22 protein-coding genes, 1 pseudogene and 1 riboswitch are annotated in these 22,309 nt (G+C 30.3%); of the genes and pseudogenes, 21 read left to right on the top strand and 2 right to left on the bottom strand.

Features of this window, described 5'->3' with window-relative positions:
* Positions 1-24: 24 nt before the first annotated feature.
* From MPAN_RS08190 to MPAN_RS08175, 4 genes are read left to right on the top strand one after another with little or no spacing between them, the layout of a single operon-like run.
* Positions 25-1,503 carry a sugar ABC transporter ATP-binding protein gene (locus MPAN_RS08190; RefSeq protein ID WP_176239361.1) on the top strand — a complete coding sequence of 493 codons (1,479 nt, stop codon included), beginning with the start codon at positions 25-27 and terminating at the stop codon, positions 1,501-1,503.
* Between the two features lie 11 nt (positions 1,504-1,514).
* Positions 1,515-2,513: an ABC transporter permease gene (locus MPAN_RS08185; RefSeq protein WP_176239360.1), complete on the top strand. Its 999-nt coding sequence runs from the start codon at positions 1,515-1,517 to the stop codon at positions 2,511-2,513.
* Positions 2,514-2,525: 12 nt separating this feature from the next.
* Positions 2,526-3,437 carry an alpha/beta hydrolase gene (locus MPAN_RS08180; RefSeq protein ID WP_176239359.1) on the top strand — a complete coding sequence of 304 codons (912 nt, stop codon included), beginning with the start codon at positions 2,526-2,528 and terminating at the stop codon, positions 3,435-3,437.
* 4 nt (positions 3,438-3,441) lie between these two features.
* Complete coding sequence (locus MPAN_RS08175) at positions 3,442-4,146, top strand: DUF554 domain-containing protein (protein ID WP_176239358.1); 705 nt, start codon at positions 3,442-3,444, stop codon at positions 4,144-4,146.
* A gap of 1,373 nt (positions 4,147-5,519) precedes the next feature.
* Here the strand turns inward: MPAN_RS08175 and MPAN_RS08170 are convergent.
* On the bottom strand, positions 5,520-6,005 hold the full coding sequence (locus tag MPAN_RS08170) for a nucleoside deaminase (RefSeq protein ID WP_231756768.1): 486 nt from the start codon (positions 6,003-6,005) through the stop codon (positions 5,520-5,522).
* A gap of 165 nt (positions 6,006-6,170) precedes the next feature.
* A riboswitch (Lysine riboswitch) is annotated at positions 6,171-6,347 on the top strand.
* A gap of 39 nt (positions 6,348-6,386) precedes the next feature.
* Here MPAN_RS08170 and MPAN_RS08165 point away from each other — a divergent pair.
* The 10 genes from MPAN_RS08165 to kamE are packed head-to-tail and all read left to right on the top strand — an operon-like array spanning position 6,387 to position 14,903.
* Complete coding sequence (locus MPAN_RS08165; RefSeq protein WP_176239357.1) at positions 6,387-6,806, top strand: MaoC family dehydratase; 420 nt, start codon at positions 6,387-6,389, stop codon at positions 6,804-6,806.
* Positions 6,799-7,452, top strand: coding sequence for a 3-oxoacid CoA-transferase subunit A (locus MPAN_RS08160; protein WP_176239356.1), 654 nt, complete (start codon positions 6,799-6,801; stop codon positions 7,450-7,452). The genes MPAN_RS08165 and MPAN_RS08160 overlap by 8 nt, the downstream gene beginning before the upstream one ends.
* Positions 7,445-8,095, top strand: a complete 651-nt coding sequence (locus MPAN_RS08155) for a 3-oxoacid CoA-transferase subunit B (RefSeq protein ID WP_176239355.1) — start codon at positions 7,445-7,447, stop codon at positions 8,093-8,095. The genes MPAN_RS08160 and MPAN_RS08155 overlap by 8 nt, the downstream gene beginning before the upstream one ends.
* A 2-nt stretch (positions 8,096-8,097) precedes the next feature.
* Positions 8,098-8,490, top strand: a complete 393-nt coding sequence (kal, locus tag MPAN_RS08150) for a 3-aminobutyryl-CoA ammonia lyase (protein WP_176239354.1) — start codon at positions 8,098-8,100, stop codon at positions 8,488-8,490.
* The gene (gene kce / locus MPAN_RS08145) at positions 8,483-9,325 is read left to right on the top strand and encodes a 3-keto-5-aminohexanoate cleavage enzyme (RefSeq protein WP_176239353.1); all 843 of its coding nucleotides are present in this window, start codon (positions 8,483-8,485) and stop codon (positions 9,323-9,325) included. The genes kal and kce overlap by 8 nt, the downstream gene beginning before the upstream one ends.
* Positions 9,309-10,343, top strand: a complete 1,035-nt coding sequence (kdd, locus tag MPAN_RS08140; protein WP_176239352.1) for an L-erythro-3,5-diaminohexanoate dehydrogenase — start codon at positions 9,309-9,311, stop codon at positions 10,341-10,343. The genes kce and kdd overlap by 17 nt, the downstream gene beginning before the upstream one ends.
* A 9-nt stretch (positions 10,344-10,352) precedes the next feature.
* Entirely contained in the window at positions 10,353-11,627 is a 1,275-nt protein-coding gene (gene kamA, locus MPAN_RS08135; protein ID WP_176239351.1) for a lysine 2,3-aminomutase, read from the top strand.
* A complete protein-coding gene (kamB, locus tag MPAN_RS08130; RefSeq protein ID WP_176239350.1) occupies positions 11,611-12,600 on the top strand; it encodes a lysine 5,6-aminomutase reactivase subunit KamB in 990 nt (329 codons plus the stop codon). The genes kamA and kamB overlap by 17 nt, the downstream gene beginning before the upstream one ends.
* Positions 12,593-14,167, top strand: coding sequence for a lysine 5,6-aminomutase subunit alpha (kamD, locus tag MPAN_RS08125; protein ID WP_176239349.1), 1,575 nt, complete (start codon positions 12,593-12,595; stop codon positions 14,165-14,167). Before kamB ends, kamD begins: the two co-directional genes overlap by 8 nt.
* Positions 14,154-14,903 carry a lysine 5,6-aminomutase subunit beta gene (gene kamE / locus MPAN_RS08120; protein ID WP_176239348.1) on the top strand — a complete coding sequence of 250 codons (750 nt, stop codon included), beginning with the start codon at positions 14,154-14,156 and terminating at the stop codon, positions 14,901-14,903. Before kamD ends, kamE begins: the two co-directional genes overlap by 14 nt.
* A 59-nt stretch (positions 14,904-14,962) precedes the next feature.
* Here kamE and MPAN_RS08115 read toward each other — a convergent pair whose 3' ends face one another.
* Entirely contained in the window at positions 14,963-18,064 is a 3,102-nt protein-coding gene (locus tag MPAN_RS08115; protein ID WP_176239347.1) for an immunoglobulin-like domain-containing protein, read from the bottom strand.
* A gap of 172 nt (positions 18,065-18,236) precedes the next feature.
* Here MPAN_RS08115 and MPAN_RS08110 point away from each other — a divergent pair, with 172 nt between their 5' ends.
* The 7 genes and pseudogenes from MPAN_RS08110 (at position 18,237) to MPAN_RS08085 (ending at position 22,072) form a co-directional block, all read left to right on the top strand.
* On the top strand, positions 18,237-18,809 hold the full coding sequence (locus MPAN_RS08110) for a cytochrome b5 domain-containing protein (RefSeq protein WP_231756767.1): 573 nt from the start codon (positions 18,237-18,239) through the stop codon (positions 18,807-18,809).
* A gap of 258 nt (positions 18,810-19,067) precedes the next feature.
* The gene (locus tag MPAN_RS08105; protein ID WP_176239346.1) at positions 19,068-20,309 is read left to right on the top strand and encodes an HD-GYP domain-containing protein; all 1,242 of its coding nucleotides are present in this window, start codon (positions 19,068-19,070) and stop codon (positions 20,307-20,309) included.
* A 15-nt stretch (positions 20,310-20,324) separates the two neighbouring features.
* Positions 20,325-20,600, top strand: coding sequence for a DUF1294 domain-containing protein (locus MPAN_RS08100; RefSeq protein WP_176239345.1), 276 nt, complete (start codon positions 20,325-20,327; stop codon positions 20,598-20,600).
* A 22-nt stretch (positions 20,601-20,622) separates the two neighbouring features.
* The gene (locus MPAN_RS08095) at positions 20,623-21,084 is read left to right on the top strand and encodes a hypothetical protein (protein ID WP_176239344.1); all 462 of its coding nucleotides are present in this window, start codon (positions 20,623-20,625) and stop codon (positions 21,082-21,084) included.
* Positions 21,085-21,105: 21 nt separating this feature from the next.
* Positions 21,106-21,207: pseudogene (locus tag MPAN_RS09075) on the top strand (B12-binding domain-containing protein); the annotation flags it as partial.
* 15 nt (positions 21,208-21,222) lie between these two features.
* The gene (locus MPAN_RS08090; RefSeq protein WP_176239343.1) at positions 21,223-21,480 is read left to right on the top strand and encodes a cobalamin B12-binding domain-containing protein; all 258 of its coding nucleotides are present in this window, start codon (positions 21,223-21,225) and stop codon (positions 21,478-21,480) included.
* 160 nt (positions 21,481-21,640) lie between these two features.
* Positions 21,641-22,072, top strand: a complete 432-nt coding sequence (locus tag MPAN_RS08085; protein ID WP_176239342.1) for a hypothetical protein — start codon at positions 21,641-21,643, stop codon at positions 22,070-22,072.
* The last annotated feature ends 237 nt before the right edge of the window (positions 22,073-22,309 follow it).

The following is a 22,309-nucleotide window of genomic DNA, read 5'->3' as shown; positions in this document are numbered from 1 at the left end:
GTTATCTAGAAAAGAGGATTTAATATGAATATTCCTATTCTTGAAATGAATAATATTGTAAAATCATATCCAGGCGTCATAGCATTAAACAAAGTCAGTCTCAACTTTTTTGAAGGTGAGGTACATGCAATTGTTGGCGAAAATGGAGCTGGTAAATCAACTTTGATTAAAGTTATTTCAGGTGCAGTTCATCCTGAATCAGGTAGCATCGTTTATCAAGGAATAGAGTATAGTCATTTATCTCTATACGAAGCAAAGATGAAAGGGATAGAAGTTGTCTATCAAGAGTTTAGTTTAATTGAGTCTTTGTCAGTAGCAGAAAATATCTTTTTAGGTGATAAAGTTGGGAATTTTTTCAGTTTTAAAAATATAGTTGCACAAGCGGAGGTTTTGTTCAGAAAATATAATATTGATATTGATGTTAGACAAAAAGTTTCTGAACTAAGCCCCGCACAAATGCAATTGACAGAAATCGTAAAAGCTGTTTCAAAAAGCGCTAAAGTGTTAGTGCTCGATGAACCGAGCGCTCCACTTTCAATCGCTGAGACTAATAAAATGTATGAAATAATTAAAGAAGTAAAGAAAAATGGGACTACAATTATATACATTTCTCATAGATTAGAAGAAATATTTAAAATTTCTGATCGTGTAACAGTTTTGAGAGATGGGATTTTAATTTCGACTCTTCCAATCATAGAAGTAACAAGAAAAAAAATGATTGAAATGATGGTGGGAAGAAAAGTCAGAGAAGATTATCCTATAAGAAAAATCAAATATGATGATATAGCACTTGAAGTTAAGAATATGTCTGGTAACGGAGTCAAAGATATCAGTTTTTCTTTACGTAAAGGAGAAATTTTAGGTGTTGCAGGCTTAATGGGATCTGGGAGAACCGAAATGGCTATGGCTATATATGGTGGTGCAAAAAAGGATAAGGGTGAGATCTTTATTAATGGGGAGAAAGTATTAATAAATTCCCCACACAGGGCGATTTATTATGGAATGGGACTAATCCCAGAAGATAGAAAAAGAACGGGATGTTTTTTAGAAAAAACAATTCAATTTAATTTATCTATCGCCTCTATTAGGAATCTTTCAAATGGCTTTTTTGTTGATAAAAAAAGAGAAATAAAACAGTCTAAATATTATTCAGACTTATTAAATATTAAAACGCCTTCTTTAAATCAAGTTGTAAGGAATCTTTCTGGAGGAAATCAACAGAAGGTTGTGGTAGGAAAAACGCTTGGAGCACAATCAAGGATTATAATATTTGACGAACCAACTCGAGGAATTGATGTAGGAGCAAAAATGGAAATTTATGAATTAATGAATCAACTTGCAGATGAAGGAAATTCTATACTTATGATTTCCTCAGATCTTGTTGAATTAATTGGAATGAGTGATAGGATTATGGTTCTATCAGAAGGGAAACTGATGGGAGAACTTTATCGCAAAGATTTTAGTCAAACTAAAATAATTGATATGGCATCAGGGAATAATTAGGAGAGAATAACATGAAAAAAAAAGGTAAAACTATATTATATAAATTAAAAACTATAAAATATAAAAACTATACAATTCTATATGTATTGATGCTAATGATTATTGTTTTTTCCTTTGCTAATCCATTATTTGCCTCATGGAGAAATCTGACTAATATAATCACACAAAATACTTATTTTATTATAGCTGCAATTGGAATGAGTTTTGTTATGATTGGTGGAGGTATAGATCTTTCAGTTGGTTATCAAATGTCGCTTGTTGGCGTAATTACAGCGGTTCTCATTGTAAGTTCAAGCATACCTGTCTGGCTTGCAATTTTGATTGGACTTATGATTGGCGCAATACTGGGTTTTTTAAATGGATTAATTGTAACATCTGTAAATATTTTCCCTTTAATCGCTACTTTAGCTACTGCGATGGTCTTTCAAGGAGCTTCATTTATGATTTCTGAAGCCAAGACTTATCGATTGGATCACGCATTAGATTTTTTGATTAGTGATAGCTTATTAGGGATTCCATTTGATATTTGGCTAACAATTATTATTGTTGCAATTGCTTCTATTGTATTTAAAAAAACATATTTTGGAAGATACATTTTTGCAACTGGAGGAAATGAAGAAGCTTCTAAACTTTCAGGAATAAAGACAAAAATGATTAGAATTAGTATATATGCTTTATGTGGGTTCTTTTTTGCAGTAGCTACAATGATAATGATGGCAAAAGCAAATGTGATGACCTCAACATTTGGTCCAGGAACAGAGTTTACAGCTTTAACTGCAGCTATTATTGGAGGGATCAGTTTTAAAGGTGGAGAAGGCAAAATTTGGGGACTAATTGTAGGTATATTTATACTCCAAGTTCTTTCAAATGGAATGCAATTGTCTGGTCTTGGAGCATATGTACAATATGTTGTAAAAGGCGCAATTCTTTTATTTGCTGTAATTTTTGATGAATATCAAAAAAGTAAAAGATCTAAACCCAAAATAGAGAAAACACTTACTCAAGAATAGAAGATGATTATAATGAAGAAAAAAACAGTATATAAACCGATTGAATCACCACCATTAAATCATGAGAAGTTGCCACTGGCAAAACATGAGTTTATAAAGAACAAACAATTAGATGTAGCATATGCTTTTAATTCTAATTCACAAAAAATGGATATTTATATGCCAAATGAGCCAGGAATGTATCCGTGTATCTTCTTTATTCATGGAGGAGCATTTGCGATGTGTGATAAAAGTGATAGACAAGTTCAACCATTTTTAGAAGGGGTTAAAAAAGGGTTCGTTGTTGTTAGTGTAAATTATAGATTGAGTGGTGAATCTATATTTCCAGCTGGATTGCAAGACTGCAAATCAGCAATTCGTTTTTTGAGAGCAAATGCGAAAAAATATCAAATAGATTCCGATAAAATTGCAGCATGTGGTGGTTCAGCAGGGGGCAATTTTGTTGAAATGTTATGTACTAGTGCTGGTATTAATCTATTCGATGATATATCTACTGGGAATCAAATGTATTCTTCAGAAGTTCAAGCAGGTGTTGCATGGTTTGCTCCAACAGACTTTCTTTTAATGGATAAACAATTAAAAGAAAATCATCTTTTTCCACAAGATCATAGTGAAGAACTATCACCTGAATCAAGATATCTTGGAGGAAAAATAACTGAACTAGATTATAATTATGTACAAAAATCAAATCCAATGACTTATGTACATTCAAATATACCACCTATGTTGATACAGCACGGAAGAATGGATCATTTAGTTCCCTATCAACAAAGTGTCATATTTGTTGATAAAATAAGAAGAATAGCTGGTGATGATAAAGTTATTTTCGAGATTCTTGAAACTGCAGATCATGGAGACAAGTTATTTGAAACAAAAGAAAACATGGAGAAGGTGTTTTGTTTTCTTGAGGAAAGTTTGAGGTAGCATTATGCCGATAGGAATAATAATAAATGTTTCAAGCGTTCTTATAGGGGGACTAATAGGAACATTCCTGAAACGATATATCTCAAAAGATCTGAAAAATTCTTTGCCAACAATATTTGCTTTTGCAGCAATTTGTATTGGTATCCTTTCTCTTTCAAAACTTGATTCACTCACAATTGTTATCATTTCATTTATTGTTGGAACAATTTGTGGTGAATTATTCCATATTGAACAAAAAATAAATAATGTGATAGAAAAATCAGTTTCTAAATACATTAAGACAAATGATTTAAATAATGATAAATTTTTCATGACAGAAATAACAATCGCTATAGCTATATTTTGTTTTAGCGGAACAGGTATCTTTGGAGCAATGTTAGAAGGTATGATTGGAGACTCATCCATATTGATTTCAAAATCTGTTTTAGATTTTTTTACTGCTATGGTTTTTGCAGCTTCGATAGGGATAATCATTCCTGCATTGTCAATTTTCCAACTAGGAACATATCTAATACTTTTCTATCTAGGTATGTTCATAGAGCCAATTATGATAGATTCAACGACAGCTAATTTTAATGCAATTGGTGGCATTATTACAATTGTTCTTGGATTTGAATTGATGAAATTCAAAAATATAAGAGTATTGAATACTATTCCATCCTTTGTATTAGTTTTGCTAATCTCTTATCTTGTAAATCTTCTTTCTTAGTAAATATCTTTAAACTTTGTTATATAATCATGTGACTGTAATTGTTACATTAAAATCATCTATCTCTGTTTATGCATTTTTATTATTTATATTGAAAAACAAATAAATTTTTTGAATGTTTGAGTTAAAATTGGTATTAACAAAAATGAGTTATTAAGGATTAAAACCCTAAATTTCAACTAAATATAACGCCGTACCAGAGTTGAAATGTAGACTTTAATCAAGCAATATCTTTTGATATAGAAAAAGTAAAATTATACCAATCAGAGAACTTAAAAATACTGCCTCAATTTCTAAATAAGTAGAAGAGACTAATGAGCCTGTTTTTGTAACTAAAAATGTTATGGTTCTATGGTCATTATGAGTATCGCTGTTTATGAAAAAGAGGTTGCCAAAAAACAGATGTTTGAATTCATTAATGAATCTCTAAAAGATATTGATAATCTTGATTAAAAGATTGATGGAGCACTTTTTTTAAACGAGATGAAAACGAAGTATGGAAAATAGGTATATACTATTTCCTAAAGCAAAAGATGATTTAGAAAATATCTTTTACTATATTTCATTTTAGTTAGTGAATCAAGAAACTGCAACTGATCTAATATATAAATTCAAAAGTAAATTTAATGAACTTTTGCTTCTCCCGTTATCTTTTCTGCTAGTAGAGAGCAAACTCATCTATGAAATTAACCAAAGAAAATGTATTGTTGATAACTATATTGTTCTATATTTTTACAATGCAAAAGATAAGCTAGTTGAAATCGTTAGAGTTATATACTCGAAAATAGATTATCTTCAAGCTTTATAGTGTAATAGAAGGACTTCAATATTAGTCTAATCTGATTTACTCTGTAAAAAATGCGAACCTCTACGGGCCACCAAAATGATAATGTAACCCCATTTTTAAATGAGACGGGGTCTTTGAGCGGTATATGATTACAGTAAAAGTATGATTTGAAACTAATTTTTAATATGAAATAATTTTCACTAAATTGATATGCAATAATTAAAAAAACGATAGGTGGAGGATTTTAAATATGATGAAATCAAAACTTCTTTTATCGATAAGTATTCTTTTCTTATCATTCTTACAGCTTGTGATGGGGTTACACCAACAGTAAGTATAACTGTTAGCTTTGAGGCCAATAGTGATAAAAGCAGTCAAGACAAGAAAAAAGCATGTAATTCATTATGCTTAAGACTTTTGTTTTATATCCATAAGCTACAAATTCAAATTTAAAGGACGCATCTTAAAATGTTGTCCTTTTTTACATAATAAAAGCACTTTTATACTACGTATAGTATGAAAGTGCTTTAAATAAAATTTATGCTAAAACTCAAAACATATTTATGCTATTTTTGTACCTGTTATTTTAATACAGTTCTTTATTTTTTTCTTTATATTCTTTAAATAACAATAAACATTCATCTCGATGTTTTTCATCTAGAGTTAAAATTTGTTTATCAGGATTATCCTCTCTCATGAAGCGATAGATGAATTCATCTCTAAATCCAATCTTATCTGCATCAGTTGGACGACATCCATAAACAACATGTTTAATATTAGCCCAAATGGTTGCGGCTAAACACATAGGACATGGATATGCTGTAGTTACTAAAGTGCATCCTGTTAAATCATGAGTGCCTAATTTTTCTCCGGCAGCTCTTATCGCATTCATTTCTGCATGTGCTGTTGGATCGTGGTCTTTTAATACTGAGTTTGAAGTAACTGAAACAATTTTGCCATCCTGATCGATAATTGCAGCACCAAATGGTCCCCCAATATTATCATTCATTGTTGTTTTAGCTTTAAGTATAGCTTTTTCCATAACATTCTTGATACGAGTGTCTTTTTTCATTAATAAACCTCTCTATGATCTAGAATTTTGTAATGCATCTTTATACCATTATATACGTTTTTTATATAATATTCAAATCAACTTACAATTGTTTTTTATAAATTTTTTAATATCTTACAAAAATCTATTGACAGCGCTTTCATAAATTGTATATAATAGACTTAGAGTCTATACAGAGGTGCAATTTATTGGGTATACTTATCGTAGTGAGAATCTGGACATTCAAGTGATAAGTAGAAGGCATAAATTGCCGAAAGATTAATGTTGTCCAATCATTAATCTTGATAATTGAAGGTACGCTTCAATTATTGCCATTAAGTGTAATGGAGAGCTGTTATTATAACAGCTCTCTTTATTTTTGAGTGGAAAGGTGGAATATAAATGATTAAAAGTATGCATGTTGGAGATCAAAGGTCCTATAAGAGGATGATCACGAAGGAAGAAGTTGCTGCATTTGGGGAGTTAACAAAAGACATGAACGATGCTCATTTTAATGAGGATTATGCAAAAACAACTATATTTAAAAAACCTATTGTTCATGGAATGTTTATTGGTTCTTTATTTTCTAAAATTTTTGGTATGGAGTACCCCGGAGAAGGTACTATTTATTGTTCACAGTCTTTAAAGTTTTTAAAACCCGTATATCCAGATACAAAGCTTTTAGTACTAGTTACAGTTAAAGAAATCATTATGGAAAAAAATAGAGTTATATTTAGAACTGAAATATTTGATGAAAATAATGAGTGTATGCTTACGGGAGAAGCAATGCTGATGCCAAGAAAGGAAAAAGTTCATGAATAAATGGATTGGTAAGAAAGAATTTCAGTCGCTAATTAAAGATAATCAATCAATCATGGTAGGTGGTTTTTTAACTTGTGGTACTCCAGAATTACTAATTGATTGGGTTGTTGAAACAAATGTAAAAGGGTTAACAATTATTTGTAATGATGCAGGATACCCTGATAAAGGTGTCGGGAAATTGATTGCGAATAATCAAGTGAAAAAAGTAATCGCATCCCATATAGGCACAAATCCTTTTGCAGGTCAGCAAATGAGTACAGGAGCACTAGAAGTCATATTAGTGCCTCAAGGAACATTAATTGAACAAATTAGAGCTTATGGAGCCGGGTTAGGTGGGATTTTAACACCTACTGGTGTTAAAACATCTATTCAAGAAGGTAAGCAAGTGATAACTGTAGCTAACAAAGAATTCTTATTAGAAGAAGCGCTTGGAGCGGATATTGCATTGGTCAACGCTTATCAATCTGATGCATTAGGTAATCTTACATATGCAAAAACAGCAAGAAATTTTAATCCTATCATCGCAACAGCAGCACATAAGGTTATTGCAATGGTAGATCATAAAGTTAACGCTATAGATCCTGAAGTGGTTATAACACCACATAACTTTATTGATTACCTTGTTGGAGGTGAGCATATTGGATAATATCAAAGAGATTATCGCTAAAAGAGTTGCTAAAGAGTTAAAAGATGGAGATTTAGTTAATTTAGGTATTGGTATTCCTTCATTGGTTGCTAATTATATAGATGAAAATGTTGAAGTATTTCTTCAAAGTGAAAATGGGATTCTTGGATTAGGACCTTTAGCCCAAGAAAATGAAATTGATATAAACTTAACAAATCCAAGTGGTCAATATGCAACCATAAAAGATAATGGAGCATATTTTGATACAGCAACTTCATTTGCAATCATTAGAGGCGGACATTTAGATCTTACAGTTTTAGGAACTTTAGAAGTTGATGAAGAAGGTTCAATGGCATCATGGATTATTCCTAAAAAATTAGTTCCTGGTATGGGTGGATCCATGGATTTGGTTACAGGAGCTAAAAGAGTGATTATCGCAACAACACATACGAACAAAGGCAGAGCTAAGATTAAAAAAATATGTAGTCTACCTTTAACAGCTTATAAAGTTGTAGATTTAATTGTCACAGAACTTGCAGTTATTAAAGTATGTGATGATGGTCTACATTTAATAGAAAGACACCCGGATGTTTCAATTCAAGAGATCATAGAACAAACAGAAGCCACACTCATTTATGATGATGTGAAAATCATGGAGGTATAAAGATGGAAAAAGTAATACATAAACTAAGATTAGGTCAACACGATGCACATTATGGAGGGAATCTTGTTGATGGTGCAAAAATTGTTGCATTATTTGGAGATGTAGCAACTGAGTTGCTTATTATCCATGATGGAGATGAAGGATTATTTAGAGCATATGAATCTATTGATTTTCTTGCACCTTTATATGCAGGAGATTTCATAGAAATTACAGGTGAAATTATTAAAGTAGGAACAACTTCAAGAAAAATGGAGTTTACATGTCATAAGATTATATCAGCAAGACCTGATATCAATCCAAGTGCAGCTGATGTTTTAAAAGAAAAAGTTTTAACAACAAAAGCTATAGGAACATGTATTGTACCTAAAGATAAGATGAGAGTGAAACATGGATAAACTTATTATTACATGCGCAATATCTGGTGCGGAGGTTACAAAAGAAGATAATCCATATGTTCCTTATACAATCCAAGAAACTGCTGAACAAGCTTATCAAGCATATTTAGCTGGTGCTGCTATCATTCATTTACATGTAAGAAATGATGATGGAACACCTACTCAAGATAAAATGAGATATAAAGAAGCTATTGATGCAATATTAAAGAAGTGCCCAGATGTTATTATTCAGCCATCAACAGGTGGGGCAGTAGGCATGAAAAAGGATGAAAGACTCCAACCGACTCAATTAAATATTGAAATGGCTACATTGGACTGCGGAACTCTTAATTTTGGAGGGGATGACATATTTATTAATACAGAAAATGATATTAAGTATTTTGCAAAAGTCATGCATGAAAGACAAATTGTTCCTGAATTAGAATGTTTTGAAAAAGGGCATATTGATTCAGTTTTGAGATTAAATAAAAAAGGCTTTATTTATAATCCAATGCATTTTAGTTTTGTATTAGGTGTTAATGGAGGTATGAGTGGAGAAGCAAGAGATTTTCATTTTCTAAGAGAAAGTATACCAGCAGATGCAACATTTAGTGTTGCAGGTATTGGAAGATATGAGTTTCCGTTGGCCGAATTATCAATTGCTCATGGTGGTCATGTCCGTGTAGGATTAGAAGATAATATCTATTTATCAAAAGGTGTATTAGCTAAAGGCAATCAAGAACTTGTTAAAAAAGTTGTTGACATAGCTAAAACATATAACAGAAAGATAGCGACTCCAAAAGAGACAAGAGAAATTTTAAATATCAAGGAGAAGAAAGATGAAAAAATTATGTAAATATGGAACACACCGTGTTATTGAACCAAAGGGGATTTTACCTCAAGCAGCTTTTAAGATTGATTCAACACCTATTTGTTATGACAATGAATGTTTAATTGAAGTTAATACACTTAATATTGATTCAGCATCATTTCATCAAATTAAAGAGGCATGTAATCAAGATACAGAATTGATGAAGGAAATGATTTTAGGAATCGTTAAGAAACAAGGCAAAATGCAAAATCCAGTAACTAAAAGTGGTGGGATGTTAATCGGTATGGTTAAAGAAGTAGGGAAAGACTTTTCTGGAAAAGATTTAAAACCAGGAGTAAAACTTGCTACTTTAGTATCTCTATCTTTAACACCTCTTCAAATTGAAGAAATTATCTCAATTAATATTACTAATGAACAAGTAAAAATTAAAGGCCAAGCTATATTATTTGATTCAGGCATTTATGCAATCATTCCAAATGATCTAGATGAAAAATTTGTTTTAGCTGCACTTGATGTAGCTGGAGCACCTGCTCAAGTTAGAAAATTAGCTAAAAAAGGTGATACTGTATTTATTATTGGAGCAAACGGAAAAAGTGGTTTACTATGCGCACTAGAGGCTAAAAATCAAGTTGGTCCAAATGGTAAAGTTATTGGACTTGTTAGAAAACAAAGTCAAGTTGAACAATTAGAATCACTTCACTTTTTTGATTCAATCATTGTTGAAAGTGCAACAAGTAGTGTTGAAGTTTATGAAAAGTTATCTGAAGTTACCAATGGACAACTTGCAGATTTAACAATTAATGTAGTAAACACAGAGAACACAGAAATGACATCTATTTTATGTACAAAAGAATTAGGAACAGTATATTTCTTTAGCATGGCAACTTCCTTTACTAAAGCTGCATTAGGTGCAGAGGGTATAGGTAAAGATATTACAATGATTATTGGTAATGGATACACTAAGAATCATGCAAATATTACGTTAGATATATTGAAACAAAACAAACAACTATTTGATTTATTTATGACACGCTATGCCTAGGAGGTTTATATGAAATCTATTTTAAATGAAAGTCATCTAGAGAGAAGAAAACAATATTTTAATCATGTATCAGATGAGGATTGGAATAGTTGGAAATGGCAAACATCAAATCGAATTCAAAGCGCAAAAGATTTGAAGAAATACATCAAATTAACTGAAAATGAAGAAAAAACTATTCTAAATATTTTAGGACATTTAAGAATGGCAATTACACCATATTATTTAACCTTAATTGATCCTGATAATATTCATTGTCCAATCAGACAGCAAGCTATTCCTTTTGGATCTGAATTAATTACAGGTAAAAATGATTTATGGGATCCATTAGCAGAAGATCATGATTCTCCAGTTAAAGGATTAACACATAGATATCCTGATCGTGTCCTTTTCTTAATTACTGATATGTGTTCAACATATTGTAGACATTGTACAAGAAGAAGATTTGCGGGAACTAAAGATGCTGAACTTAAGGTGAGTCAAATTGATCAAGCCATCGAATATATACGTAGTCACGAAGAAGTAAACGATGTATTATTAAGTGGTGGGGATGCTTTTATGGTAAGTGATGAAAGAATTGAATATATTTTAAAGAAACTAAGAGAAATTGATCATGTTCAAGTGATTCGTTTTGGCACAAGAACACCAGTTGTTATGCCACAAAGAGTGACTGAAAAACTTGTGAATATGCTTAAAAAATATCATCCAATTTGGGTTAACACTCATTTTAATCATCCTGATGAAATTACACCTGAAAGTAAAAAAGCAATTGATTTATTAGCTGATGCAGGTATTCCAGTAGGCAATCAATCTGTTTTATTAAGAGGCATTAATGATTGTGTTCATACAATGAGAAAGCTTGTTAAAAATTTGATTGCAATTAGAGTTAGACCTTATTATTTATATCAATGTGATTTATCAGTTGGTATTGAACATTTTAGAACATCAGTATCTAAAGGAATTGAAATCATTGAAGGACTTAGAGGCCATATTAGTGGAATGGCAGTTCCTACTTTTGTGATTGATGCACCTGGTGGTGGTGGAAAGATACCTGTGATGCCTAACTATGTTATTTCGCATGCGCCAGGTAAAATTATACTTAGAAATTTTGAAGGCGTTATTACAACTTATAGTGAACCTGAAAATTATAAATCAGAATGTAATTGTAAAGATTGTCAAAATGATAAGTTAGATGGTATTAGTGGATTGTTAGAAGGTAATAGAATTTCTCTAGAACCAGAACATCTAAAGAGAAAAGAACGGATAGCTCGTGAAAAGAATTATTGATAAAGTGGATATTTTAGGGATTATAGGATTATCTAAAAATAGCGGTAAGACTACAACTCTAAATGCTATCCTTAAACTTTATCAAGATATTAAAATAGGATTAACATCCATAGGCCTTGATGGAGAAGACTTAGACCAAGTCAATTTTTTACCAAAGCCTAAGATATCTGTAAGCAAGGGTATGGTTGTTGCAACTGCATCTAGTTGCTTAGAAACTATAAAAGCATCTTATAAAATTTTAGAGCATACGAAAATGCCATCAGCACTTGGGAATATTTTAATTGTTGAGATTATAACTGATGGGTATATGGTAATTGCTGGACCAACGACTAATAAAGAACTCAATCAAGTTATTCGATTGATGAAAAAATATGTTGATAAGATATTTATTGATGGTGCGTTTAACCGTAGAACATTTGCGAATATTGAAGTGATTGATGGGATTATATTAGCTGCTGGAGCTGCTGAAGGTCCAGACATGGCTCAAACGATTAAAAAAACTAAGATGATTGTTGATTTTTTTAATCTAAAAAAATCTTACCAGTTTAAAAAAATACCTAGTGCTTCATTAATTGTTCAAAGCAAGTTTGGATTATACAATTTTAACAATAAAAAAATAGAAACTTTAAAAAAGATTTTAAAAACAACTAACACTGAAATTGATTGGGTATATATCAAAGGTGCGATCACATCTAAATATATTGATCTTTTTACACAAAAAATGATGATGGGGTTTTCATTGATTTGTGATGACCCAACAAAACTTTTAATTTCACAACACGAATTTTTAAACATGACTAAATTAAAGATTGATATATCTACAATTCATACATGCCCACTTTTATGTGTAACAATCAATCCATTTAGTCCAAGTGGAAATCACTATGATGAAAAAGAGTTTATGAATGAAATGAGAAAAGCAATTGAATTACCAGTCTATAATGTCATGAAGATGGAGGAAGAATATGTCTAAATTAAATCTAGATTTAAAAACAATAGAAACATGTAGATTGCATGCTAGTCATATAGCAACTCAAGTTCAAAACTTTATAGACATCAATTCAACTGTCTCAGTTGAAAGAGCTGTTTTGCGTTTACTTGGAGTTGATGATGTTAATGAGTTAGGTATTCCTTTAGTCAATATAGTGGTTGATCATATTAAAGAAGAAGCTGATATATCATTAGGGATTTGTCATTATATATCATATGCAAAACATGAATATGGATTGTCTCCTTTGGAGATAGCTAAAAGAGTATCTCATAAGAAATTGAATTTATCAAAATATACAAATAAGTCTAAAAGCGCTTATTTAAGCAATTTAACACAATATTATAAACCAGAAATAAAAAAAATTGATGAGATGAAATCTTTTAGAGAATCACAAATTAAACTGACACCAAAAACTGATACACCTGAAAAATATGTAATTGTTGCTACAGGTAATATTTATGAAGATATTAAGCAAGCAGTATCTGCTGCTAAAAAGGGTGCACAAATTATTGCAGTAATCAGAAGTACCGGACAATCTTTATTAGACTATGTTCCTCATGGAGCAACTACTGAAGGTTTTGGTGGAACTTATGCAACTCAAGAAAATTTTAAATTGATGAGAAAAGCATTAGATGAAGTGTCATTAGAAGAAAAAAGATATATCAAACTTGTTAATTATGCATCTGGTTTATGTATGCCAGAAATTGCAGCTTTAGGTGCAATCGAACGTCTTGATATGATGCTTAATGATTCACTTTACGGCATCATCTTTAGAGATATTAATATGCAAAGAACATTTGTTGATCAATATTTTTCTAGAGTTTTAAGTGCTTATGCAAACATAACAATTAATACGGGTGAAGATAATTACTTAACAACATCAGATGCTTATGATCATGCACATACCGTACTAGCTTCACAGTTTATTAATGAGCAATTTGCTAAAAAAGCTTTAATGGATGAATCACTTATGGGTCTTGGTCATGCATATGAGATTAGTCCAGATATAGAAAATAGTTTCTTATATGAATTAGCTCAAGCTGAAATGGCAAGAGAAATATTTCCCAATGCCCCATTAAAATATATGCCACCAACAAAGCATATGACTGGCGATATCTTTATGGGATCCGTACAAAATGCATTATTTAATATTGCTGCAGTTACTTCTAAGCAATCTATACATTTATTAGGTATGATGACAGAAGCCATTCATACACCATTCATATCAGATAGAGCAATTGCTTTAGACAATGCATCATATATTGAAAAAGCATTTAAAGATTTTGGAAATGAAATCACTTATAATCCAGATGGTATTATAGTTAAAAGAGCCAATGATGTTTTAAATAGCACACAAACATTATTACAACAAATAGAAGATGATGGTATGTTTCAAACATTAGAAAAAGGTGTTTTTGCAGGCATATCTCGCCATAAATTAGGCGGTAAAGGATTAGATGGTGTATTTGAAAAGCATAAAAACTATCAAAACCCTATTCTAGATTATTTTATTAAATCTTTGAAGGAGGCTAATCATGTCAAATCATAAAGAAATGATTCGTCCCTACGGTGATACATTAAATGATGGAAAAATCCAATTAAGTTTTTCACTTCCTATACCTTGTAACGCACTAGGTGAAGAAGCTGCTAAAGCATTTGCAAATAAGATGGGTATTCATAATGCTGCAGTGGTGCATAGTGCACCACTTAGAAAAAACTTTAGTTTTTATATTGTCTATGGTACAGCAGAACATCAAATAGATTTAAATGATCTTCATGTTGTAGAAGTCAAATCAAATGTTATGAGTAAAGAAGAAGTTGAAATATTTATTAAAGATAATTTTAGTGAGCCACTTGTCTTTATAGGTGCGTCAACAGGAACTGATGCACATACTGTAGGTATTGATGCGATTATGAACATGAAGGGATATAATGGAAATTATGGTCTTGAAAGATATAAAGGCATTAAGGCTATTAATTTAGGTGGATCCGTGGATAATGAAACACTTTTAGAAAAAGCAATAGAACATAAAGCAGATGTTATTTTAATCAGTCAGACTGTTACACAAAAAGATGTTCATATTCAAAACTTAACAAGTTTCATTGAATTGCTTGAAGCTGAAAATGTAAGAGATCAATTTATTGTTATTATTGGGGGAGCTAGAATTAATCATGGGCTAGCTAAGGAATTAGGATATGATGCTGGTTTTGGTTCAAAAAAATATGCATACGATGTTGCTAGTTTTGCAGTTCTTGCTTTAAAAGATAAACATATAAAAAAATAATAATAAAAAAAACCAAGTCTTAATCGACTTGGTTATTTTTTAGTTTTAAATTTATAATATCAATCTAAGAAATCTATTGAGAGTTCTACAAAATCAGAATCTTCTGATATAAGATTAATACTAATATTAATTTTTGTTCCATCACTATAGAATAGTGGAATATTTGTACCTGGCCCTGCTTCATCATTAGATCCTAGTTGAAGCATACCTTGATCCACATCTCCATCATCAACGATATAGTAGATGTCATTATTAGTATATAGCGATAAATCATATGTGAGTGGTCTAAAGACAAACACTTCGTCTAAACCAATATCATCTATGCTATAATATCCTTCAACATTACCATCGCCTTCATAATCTTTATCAACTCGGTATATGATGACACCTTCATTAGGTAGATTAACTTCATACTCACCTGTTTGTGTTCGATATTCTATGTATAAATATTCATTTGAATATCCTAAATCAATGATGATTAAGTTATCTGTTAAAGAAGTAGAAACATTAAGTGTGTATGTGCCATCTGTTGATACATTAAAGTCATCTTGTTCCCAACCGCCATAGTATTCTTTCATATAAAGTAACATATGAGAAGGAGTGGCTGATGTGGCATCCATGATACCCCAATTACCAACAGAACTGAAATCATCATCTGAGTAGTAATGATAAAGATCCGTTGCGTTAATCACATGGAACATTTCATGACAAAATACACCTAGATTAAAGTACTCACTTTCCTCTAAACTATCTCCAATAAGTTGGAAGGTATATCCAAATACGTATGATCCATTGATTGAAGGAGCATCATTACTGAAATCTCCATAACCATCATAACTGTCATAAAAAGCGTATTGGTGAGGCCAAATTAAATCAGCCCAATCATCCACTTGTCCAGAAACTAAGAAAGTAACAACATCAACTTTACCATCGTTATTATAATCAAGTACAACTGATTCATCTATTAATCCAGAAGCCTCTAACCAATAAATTGAGTTAGATAATAATGCATATTCCCTATCATGTTTCTGGCTATCAGTGCTATATCCGATTCTATTTTTTGAACGATCATACGGTTGATAATAGCCTCTATCATATGTGTCGGTATAAAAAACAATGTCAGTTGAAGGAAATACTGTATCGATTTCATATGTTTCATTAGATACTTCTAAGTAGTAATCTTTTAATGAGTTTGTTTGTCCGTTAAATAAATCGTAATAATAAGTATAAGTGTTTGGTGCCACATAAGTGGTTTCATCCGCAAATCTAATAAACACAACGATATTACCTAAATCATAAGTATCTATAACATTAATGCTGAATTCAACAGAAGAAGTGTTTCCATCTAAATCAGTATAACTTAACATAATGATATGATTTCCTATAGATAGTGTAGATGTAGATGTGTCAGGAACTAAACCTTCATAGATATATAAATCATCTGCATCATAAATGTAATAATCAAGAGTATCAAAATCAAATGTTTCTCCACTATTAATGTTTATAGATGTATCATAAAGAAAGATATTTGGATTTATGGTATCAAAAGCAGTTAAAGAATTTACATTTACAGTGATACCAAATGATTCTAGATAATCAAAGAAATACGAGTATTCTAAATCAGTATCAAAATTAGGAATGTTTAATTCAGATAGATTAAACAAATAATCTATATCAAAATAATCTTCGATATTTGGATTTAAAGTTAAATATTCTAAAGCATCTAGATCTTGAATACCAGTGATATCAATAATCTCTGTTTGATCAATATTTAAGGATTCTAAGTTTGTAAAATTAAGAATAACATCAAAATCATCAGTTGGATTATCACTGACATCAAGTAGTAATAAAGATGGTAGAGATCCAATAGTAGATAAATCATAGATGATGTTATTATTTAAATTTAGATTTTCTAGATGTGTCAAACCATCTAGAAATGAAAGATCTTGAACAATATTGTTTGATAAATTCAAAGATTTTAATACGTTATTATTTGTTAGTACACTTATATCGGTATAATCTATATGATTTGTGTCAACGTTGAGATCTTCGAGTTGATCTAATGAATCCATAAAATCTAAATCATAGATATCGTTATAACTTAAATCTAGAGAGACAAGTGAAGTAAACTGTTGAATAAAATCAATATCTTGAATGTTAAGATGACTTAAATCTAGTGAGATTATATTAGAAATTTCTTGATCATCTAGTATTAAATCATTATTAGTATCATAAACAACTAATTGTAAGAAAATTGATGGATAGGTAAAGTAGAAATTTTCTAGAACAACAACATCTTTTTCTAAAGGCATTTGGGAGACTACATACACATAGTAAACTAAACTATACGTGTTATCTAACTCATCAGATATATCATAGACCATTTCGTAAATGCCTTCTGTTGTTGGGTCTACTTCATCATATCTTAGGGCAGTATAATCACCTATACTAGGAACATAAAAAGCTGGATAAGTCCATGCTTCATTAAGCATATGATAGATGATATCATTGGTTGGGATGATTAATATGCGATCACTATGATCTTCAACAATTACAGTTCTTTCTATATTCATTTCATTAGAACTAGAATCAACTGCATGATAGTAAACAATATATGTACCTATAGTTGTCATATCGACAGCACTATCATCGATTGTGACATCACAAACTAAATCATAATTATCACTGCATGTTACACCTAAATCAATGTAGGTATCACTTATATCTAAAAATATTGTATCTTCACCATGTAAAGTTATGATAGGTGCAATTACATCTTGGATGATAACAGTTCTAGATACTCTATTAGCAATATTTCCATTTGCATCAGTCGCATCATAATAAACCATATAGGTGCCTAAAATAGAAGTATCTATATTAGAATCATCAATGACGATTTGGCAAGTAGAATCCGTATCATCGATACAAGTTGCCCCAAGTTCTTCATAACTCTGATTTACATTAAGTGTTATAGTAGAATCTCCTGTTAATGTAATCATAGGAGAAGTTGTATCGGTAATATCAATCGGATCAGTTGGATCAGTTTGATCAGTTGGATCAGTTGAATCAGTAGGAGGAACTGTAGGAAAATATTCACAACTACTTAATAACAAAATAAGTATAAATACAAACATTAATTTTATAAATTTATGATTCCTCATGTTCACAACCTTCTTTCTCATAAGTATTATACATATTATTTTATCATAAAGCGCAATTTAAAAACTATTTTTGATTTGTTTATGTGAAATGAATATTGCAAATTTTTATTTAGTGCATAAAATTTGAACACAAATCATCTTTTAGATACAATATATAAAAGGAGTTGATTATATGAAAAAAACAAGCTTTATCCTCTTATTGATCATTTTATCTATCGCACTGTTAGCATGCTCTAATGATGAAAATTATTTAGATGATGGAGGATCAAACAATAATCAAGATGAGTTATTATATCTAACTATTGAGCAAGTAGCTGAATTTAATGGATTAAATGGAAACTTAGCATACGTTGTCGTACAAGGTGTTATCTATGATGTTACTGATGAGTGGGTAAACGGAGAACATAATGGAGTTCTAGCCGGTAGTGATGCGACTGATGCAATCATGGGTGCACCTCATGGCGAATCTGTCTTAGCTGATTTAGAAATTGTAGGCAATATCGTTCTTTCTGAAGATTTAACAGTTTATTATACACTTGATGAACTTTTAGCTTATGATGGTAAAAATGGTAATAAAGCATATATTGCAGTAGATGGAATCATTTATGATGTGACAGATGAATGGGGAAGTAGTACACATAATGGAGCAGTTGCAGGTACTGATGTAACAACTGTATTTGCAGTCTCACCACATGCATTAAGTCTTTTGGATGAATTAGAAATCATTGGAGAATTAATGGAATAGTGAACATAAAATAAATTACAGCATTTATAAAAGTTACATATAACTAAATACAAAAAAGAGATAATCATGAACGATTATCTCTTTTTTATACTATAATAATGGTATATATCAGCGTTTTTACACCAAATTAAGTGAATTTTAAGTTTAAGTAAGAAAAATGTAATTAAATAAATAATTTAATCATGTATTATTAATGTAGAGGCTTTTATTTACGACGATAGAATTAATTCTATTCTATTATTATTAAAGGGAGATCATATGACTAATATACATATGAGAGATATAGAAAAAGAAAAGTATAAAGACTATGCGTTTAAAAAAGATCTTAAATATATAAGACCTGTTTTACTACTTGGTACACTTTTATACGCTCTATTTACAATCATTGATTTTAATTTTTACCCTCAATACGTTCCATATTTTTTAAAAATTAGATTTATTTTAGTAGTCCCTTTAGTCTTAATGGGCTTTTTTTACTCATTTCATAAAAGTTTTAGATACATATATCAGTATGTTTTAATGGCTTTAACTTATCTTGCTGGACTTGGGATAATTCTTATGATTATTACAATTAAGGAACCAAATTATTATTATGGTGGATTGTTTCTTGTTTTTGCTTTGAATTTCTTTTTATTAAGATTAAGAACAATATATTCTTCAATTACTGCTGGACTCCTTCTTTTTTCCTTTTTAATGCTTACTATTTTATTTAGCGATATTAACATTGGAGTAATTATAGAAAACTTAATATTTTATTCTTCTTTTTGTTTTATTGGAGTTGTTGGATCGCGATATTTTGAGCAATATAGATTAAATCATTTTTATCAAGAATCATTAATTATGGGTGAAAAAATAGTCTTAGAAAAACAAATATATAAACAATATGAAGATACAAAAAATTATCACACTGCGACAATCATCACGCTAGCAAAGCTTGCTGAGTCAAGAGATTTATTAACGGGAAATCATATCAACAGAGTAAGTAAACTCTCTTATTTATTAGCTAAAAAACTTCCTAACTCAATTTATGAAAACAATAACTTAGTAAAAAAAGAATTTTTAGATACGATTATGTTGTCTAGTTCTTTACATGATATCGGGAAAATTGCAATTTCTGATATGATATTAAATAAACCGGGTCAGTTAACGAAAGAAGAATTTGAAGTGATAAAGACACATACAACTAAAGGCTATGAGATGTTAAAAGAAATAGAAAAAGATTATAAGGATAATATGTTTATTACTTTAGGTTTACAAATTTCGAAATCTCATCATGAAAGATGGGATGGAAGGGGATATCCAGAAGGATTAAAAGGAAATGAAATACCGCTTGCTGCACGTATTGTTGCAGTTGTGGATGTATATGATGCACTCATTAGTGAAAGACCATATAAGCCAGCATTTTCAAAAGAAAAAAGCTTAGAGATTATAGCACAAGGTATAGGCAAACATTTTGATCCTATTATTTCTAAAATATTCATTAAATTAAAGTCTAATTAAAATAAGGAGATCTCAATGGAATTATTTATTGGCTATTTAGTTTTAATCAATTTATTAGCATTCATTTTCTTTGGGATTGATAAAAGAAAAGCGATTAGACAAAAGTGGAGAATTAAAGAAAGTGTTTTATTAACTTTTTCTATAATTGGCGGAGGAATAGGTTCATTTCTAGGGATGAAAACATTTCATCACAAAACACAGAAAAAGAAGTTTATCATCTTAGTTCCAGTATTTACAATATTGTTTGGTGTTGCTATTTATTTTCTCAATGTGTACATTAAAATATTTTAAAGAATTATAAAGGAGAAAAATTATGGAAAACCTTTTAGTTGGTAAGAGACTTATAAATCAACGTCATATTTTAAGTGATTTGATTTATGCAAAAGATTTAGAAAAAAATCCGACAATTATAGCAATGGAATTCAAGTATAAGGAAGATGTTTCATATATGTTTGAATATCTTGGAACTTCTTATGAATTTCAAGATGAAGCGATTTTTACTAATTTTATGCAATGGTTTGGTGATTTAGGAAAACATTTGGGTTTTAATATGATCAAAATGAAAGAAGTGTTTTATTTGATTGAACAAGAACTTCTAGAGTTTTTAGATCAATCAAATCTTGATATGTTAGACGTTTTTCGTAAAGGTTGTGTTGTATATGAAGATTCTTATAATGATTTATTTATAGAAGAAATAGAAGATGATATTTTTTTAAATTATCTTGTAAATATGAAAAGTAATTTAGCTGAAAAATATGTAATGGATTATATGTAAGAATTTGGACCTAAAGAGGTTTATCTTAAACTTTTACAACCAACGTTATATAAAGTTGGTGTTTTATGGCAGCATAGAAAAATTACAGTTGCAAAAGAACATTATATCACAGCGCTTATTCAACAAATTATTGGTAAAATGTATTCAAGCATTTTTGAAGAAAGAATGGAAGGGACACATGCGATGGTTGCTGTATGTGTTGGAAACGAACTCCATGAGATTGGGATGAGAATGGTTGCAGATTTTTTTGAAATGGATGGATGGGATACATTTTTCATTGGATCTAATCTTCCTGTTTCTGAAATCATTAAAGAGCTAAAACTTAATTCTGTTGATTTACTAGCTATATCTTTAACAACGGCAATGCAGTTAGATGATGTCCAACAAATCATTTGAGAGATTCGAAACGATCAACAACTTCAACATGTTAAAGTGATTGTTGGAGGTCGAGTTTTCAACGGTTCACCTGATTTGTGGAAAAAGATCAATGCTGATGGATTTGCTTTAAATGCACAATTGGCTGTAGATTTAGGCAATACTCTCGTAGGAACAGCTCATGAATCCTAATATTATAGAAGGTTTTTTTGCAATACTTGATGATACATATCAAATTCAAAAAATATATCAAACTAAATCTATAAAAATTTTTAAAGAAAATGAATTACTATTTAAATATGTAGATCCAGCATATGAAAAATCATGTGAGGTGTTTTTAAACGATATAAAAGAAAAGTCAGTTTCATTTAATCATCGCATCGAAATGACAGATAAGAATAAAAAGATGCCGTTCTTTTTAAATGGATATAAATCAAAGACCCATATGTATGTTTTTGGCATACAAGATCAACATCATGTCGAAGAAATCCTTGAAGACCTTATTAGTTTCAATAATGCTAATTTAAATGAACTCAGAGTGTTACGTAAGCAAATGCAACTTAATGATTCTGGAGTTTATAACGAAATTACTAAACTAAACAATGAACTTTAAAATTCAAGACGCCTAATAGAAAAACAAAATTCTGAGTTAAAACGTTATAATGACTTATTAAAAAAATTAGCTATTATGGACAGCCTATCTTTAGCCACCATCCTTTTTACATAACTATTATTTAAAGGTATAAATCAATAATAGAGAGTAACAAGAGTTTTTTAACTTTTGTTATTTTCTTTTTATACTAAGTGAATAAGTATAGTTATCTATAAGATTTATAGAACTCTATGTTTG

Source organism: Mariniplasma anaerobium, assembly GCF_016865445.1.
Classification (GTDB): domain Bacteria; phylum Bacillota_I; class Bacilli_A; order Acholeplasmatales; family Acholeplasmataceae; genus Mariniplasma; species Mariniplasma anaerobium.
This window is presented reverse-complemented; position numbering and strand designations above follow the sequence as displayed.

Coding starts and splice junctions, on each gene's coding strand:
- MPAN_RS08160 (WP_176239356.1), top strand. CDS start 6,799: ATGAATAAATGGATTGGTAAGAAAGAATTTCAGTCGCTAATTAAAGAT.
- MPAN_RS08115 (WP_176239347.1), bottom strand. CDS start 18,064: ATGAGGAATCATAAATTTATAAAATTAATGTTTGTATTTATACTTATT.
- MPAN_RS08105 (WP_176239346.1), top strand. CDS start 19,068: ATGACTAATATACATATGAGAGATATAGAAAAAGAAAAGTATAAAGAC.
- MPAN_RS08100 (WP_176239345.1), top strand. CDS start 20,325: ATGGAATTATTTATTGGCTATTTAGTTTTAATCAATTTATTAGCATTC.
- kamA (WP_176239351.1), top strand. CDS start 10,353: ATGAAATCTATTTTAAATGAAAGTCATCTAGAGAGAAGAAAACAATAT.
- kamE (WP_176239348.1), top strand. CDS start 14,154: ATGTCAAATCATAAAGAAATGATTCGTCCCTACGGTGATACATTAAAT.
- MPAN_RS08095 (WP_176239344.1), top strand. CDS start 20,623: ATGGAAAACCTTTTAGTTGGTAAGAGACTTATAAATCAACGTCATATT.
- kdd (WP_176239352.1), top strand. CDS start 9,309: ATGAAAAAATTATGTAAATATGGAACACACCGTGTTATTGAACCAAAG.
- MPAN_RS08170 (WP_231756768.1), bottom strand. CDS start 6,005: ATGAAAAAAGACACTCGTATCAAGAATGTTATGGAAAAAGCTATACTT.
- MPAN_RS08110 (WP_231756767.1), top strand. CDS start 18,237: ATGAAAAAAACAAGCTTTATCCTCTTATTGATCATTTTATCTATCGCA.
- kamD (WP_176239349.1), top strand. CDS start 12,593: ATGTCTAAATTAAATCTAGATTTAAAAACAATAGAAACATGTAGATTG.
- MPAN_RS08085 (WP_176239342.1), top strand. CDS start 21,641: ATGAATCCTAATATTATAGAAGGTTTTTTTGCAATACTTGATGATACA.
- kce (WP_176239353.1), top strand. CDS start 8,483: ATGGATAAACTTATTATTACATGCGCAATATCTGGTGCGGAGGTTACA.
- MPAN_RS08175 (WP_176239358.1), top strand. CDS start 3,442: ATGCCGATAGGAATAATAATAAATGTTTCAAGCGTTCTTATAGGGGGA.
- MPAN_RS08190 (WP_176239361.1), top strand. CDS start 25: ATGAATATTCCTATTCTTGAAATGAATAATATTGTAAAATCATATCCA.
- MPAN_RS08090 (WP_176239343.1), top strand. CDS start 21,223: ATGTATTCAAGCATTTTTGAAGAAAGAATGGAAGGGACACATGCGATG.
- MPAN_RS08185 (WP_176239360.1), top strand. CDS start 1,515: ATGAAAAAAAAAGGTAAAACTATATTATATAAATTAAAAACTATAAAA.
- MPAN_RS08180 (WP_176239359.1), top strand. CDS start 2,526: ATGAAGAAAAAAACAGTATATAAACCGATTGAATCACCACCATTAAAT.
- kal (WP_176239354.1), top strand. CDS start 8,098: ATGGAAAAAGTAATACATAAACTAAGATTAGGTCAACACGATGCACAT.
- MPAN_RS08165 (WP_176239357.1), top strand. CDS start 6,387: ATGATTAAAAGTATGCATGTTGGAGATCAAAGGTCCTATAAGAGGATG.